The following is a 3,284-nucleotide window of genomic DNA, read 5'->3' on the forward strand; positions in this document are numbered from 1 at the left end:
AGCACGGTTTCGGCCGGCGGAGCACCGGTGGCGGTGGGTGCTGCGACGGTGATTGCCGGCGCCTATGGCACGCTGACGATCAACTCGGACGGCAGCTACAGCTATGTGGCCGATCAGGCCGCGGCGCAGGGGCTGGGTGTCGGCGAGGCGGTGGACGACGTCTTCACCTATGAAGTGTCGGACGGAAACGGTGGAACCGACACGGCAACGCTGACGGTGACGGTGACGGGTGCGAATGACGCCCCGGTGATCACCTCGTCCGCCTCGTTCTCGGTCGACGAGAACACGACCGCCGTAGGAACGGTTGCGGCGACCGACGCGGACACGAATGACACCGTCAGCTATTCGATCAGCGGCGGTGCCGATGGGGCGCTGTTTACGATTGATGGCGCGACGGGCGAGTTGAGCTTCATTGCGTCGCCCGATTTCGATGCGCCGGGCGATGCCGGTGCCGACAATGTCTACGAGGTCGAGGTCACGGCATCGGACGGCAATGGCGGCACGTCGGTGCAGACGATTTCGGTGACGGTCGGCGACGTCAACGAGGCGCCGACGGACATCACGCTGTCGAATGCGAGCGTCGAGGAGAACTCGACCAATGGCACGGTGGTCGGCACGCTGGGCGCCGCCGATCCGGATGCGGGCGAGAGCTTCACCTATACGCTGCTGGATAATGCCGGCGGGCGCTTCGCCATTGTCGGCAACGAGCTTCGCGTGGCGGATGGCGGTTTGCTGGATTTCGAGACGGCCACCAGCCATCAGGTGACCGTGGAGGTCGAGGACAGCGCCGGCAATACCCGCCAGGAGACCTTCACCGTCAGCGTGACGGATGTTAATGAGGCGCCTGTTGCGACTGACGATGCGGTTGCGGCTGTCGAGGATGGCGGGTCGGTGCCCGGCGACGTCCTAAACAACGATACGGACCCCGAGGGCGACACGCTGGCGGTTACCTCGATTGCGGCCAGCAGGGGACCGGTGGCTGTGTCGGCGGGCGCGGCAACTGTGATTGCCGGCGCCTATGGCACGCTGACGATCGACGCGGACGGCAGCTACAGCTATGTGGCCGATCAGGCGGCGACGCAGGGTCTGGGTGTCGGCGAGGCGGTGGACGACGTCTTCACCTATGTTATCTCCGATGGAAACGGTGGAACCGACACGGCAACGCTCACGGTGACCGTGACGGGTGCGAATGACGCCCCGGTGATCACCTCGTCCGCCTCCTTCTCGATCGACGAGAACACGACCGCCGTGGGAACGGTTGCGGCGACCGATGCGGATACCAACGACACTGTCGGTTATTCGATCAGCGGCGGTGCCGATGGGGTATTGTTTGCGATTGATGGCGCGACGGGCGAGTTGAGCTTCATTGCGTCGCCCGATTTCGATGCGCCGGGCGATGCCGGCGGCGACAATGTCTACGAGGTCGAGGTCACGGCATCGGATGGCAACGGCGGCACCTCGGTGCAGACGATTTCGGTGACGGTCGGCGACGTCAACGAGGCGCCGACGGACATCACGCTGTCGAATGCGAGCGTTGCGGAGAATTCGGGCAACGGCACGGTGGTCGGCACGCTGGGCGCCGCCGATCCGGATGCTGGTGAGAGTTTCACCTACACGCTGCTGGATAATGCCGGCGGGCGCTTCGCCATTGTCGGCAATGAGTTGCGTGTGGCGGATGGCGGGCTGCTCGATTTCGAGACGGCCACCAGCCACCAGGTGACCGTGGAGGTCGAGGATAGCGCCGGCAATACCTGGCAGGAGACCTTCACCCTCAGCGTGACGGATGTCAACGAGACGCCGACGGATATCACGCTGTCGAATGCGAGCGTTGCGGAGAACTCGGCCAATGGCACGGTGGTCGGCACGCTGGGCGCGGCCGATCCGGATGCCGGCGAGAGTTTCACCTACACGCTGCTGGATAATGCCGGCGGGCGGTTTGCGATTGTCGGCAATGAGTTGCGTGTGGCCGATGGCGGGCTGCTGGATTTCGAGGCCAATGCCAGCCACCAGGTGACGGTTGAGGTTGAGGATAGCGCCGGCAACACGCGGCAGGAAACCTTCACCGTCAGCGTGTCGGACGTCAACGAGGCGCCGACGGACATCACGCTGTCGAATGCGAGCGTGGCGGAGAATTCGGCCGACGACACGGTGGTCGGCACGCTGGGCGCAACCGATCAGGATGCGGGCGAGAGTTTCACCTACACGCTGCTGGATAATGCCGGCGGGCGCTTCGCCATTTTTGGCAACGAGTTGCGTGTGGCCGATGGCGGGCTGCTGGATTTCGAGACCAATGCCAGCCACCAGGTGACGGTCGAGGTTGAGGATAGTGCCGGCAATACGCGGCAGGAGACCTTCACCGTCCAGGTTACGAATGCGAACGAGGCAACCGTCGCGGTCGACGACACGAATTCGGCGTCGGAAGACGGCCCCGCCATTGCGGCCAACGTACTGGATAACGACAGCGATGCGGACGGCGATACGCTTTCGGTGAGCACGGTTTCGGCCGGCGGAGCACCGGTGGCGGTGGGTGCTGCGACGGTGATTGCCGGCGCCTATGGCACGCTGACGATCAACTCGGACGGCAGCTACAGCTATGTGGCCGATCAGGCCGCGGCGCAGGGGCTGGGTGTCGGCGAGGCGGTGGACGACGTCTTCACCTATGAAGTGTCGGACGGAAACGGTGGAACCGACACGGCAACGCTGACGGTGACGGTGACGGGTGCGAATGACGCCCCGGTGATCACCTCGTCCGCCTCGTTCTCGGTCGACGAGAACACGACCGCCGTAGGAACGGTTGCGGCGACCGACGCGGACACGAATGACACCGTCAGCTATTCGATCAGCGGCGGTGCCGATGGGGCGCTGTTTACGATTGATGGCGCGACGGGCGAGTTGAGCTTCATTGCGTCGCCCGATTTCGATGCGCCGGGCGATGCCGGTGCCGACAATGTCTACGAGGTCGAGGTCACGGCATCGGACGGCAATGGCGGCACGTCGGTGCAGACGATTTCGGTGACGGTCGGCGACGTCAACGAGGCGCCGACGGACATCACGCTGTCGAATGCGAGCGTCGAGGAGAACTCGACCAATGGCACGGTGGTCGGCACGCTGGGCGCCGCCGATCCGGATGCGGGCGAGAGCTTCACCTATACGCTGCTGGATAATGCCGGCGGGCGCTTCGCCATTGTCGGCAACGAGCTTCGCGTGGCGGATGGCGGTTTGCTGGATTTCGAGACGGCCACCAGCCATCAGGTGACCGTGGAGGTCGAGGACAGCGCCGGCAA

At 64.6% G+C, this 3,284-nt stretch carries 1 protein-coding gene; it reads left to right on the plus strand.

From position 1 onward, the window contains the following. Positions 1–27 precede the first annotated feature (27 nt). Positions 28–3,284: beta strand repeat-containing protein (locus tag H2509_RS04095; RefSeq protein ID WP_182162592.1), on the plus strand; the 3,257-nt coding region annotated here is incomplete at its 3' end.

This window comes from Stappia albiluteola, assembly GCF_014050225.1.
Lineage (GTDB): Bacteria > Pseudomonadota > Alphaproteobacteria > Rhizobiales > Stappiaceae > Hongsoonwoonella > Hongsoonwoonella albiluteola.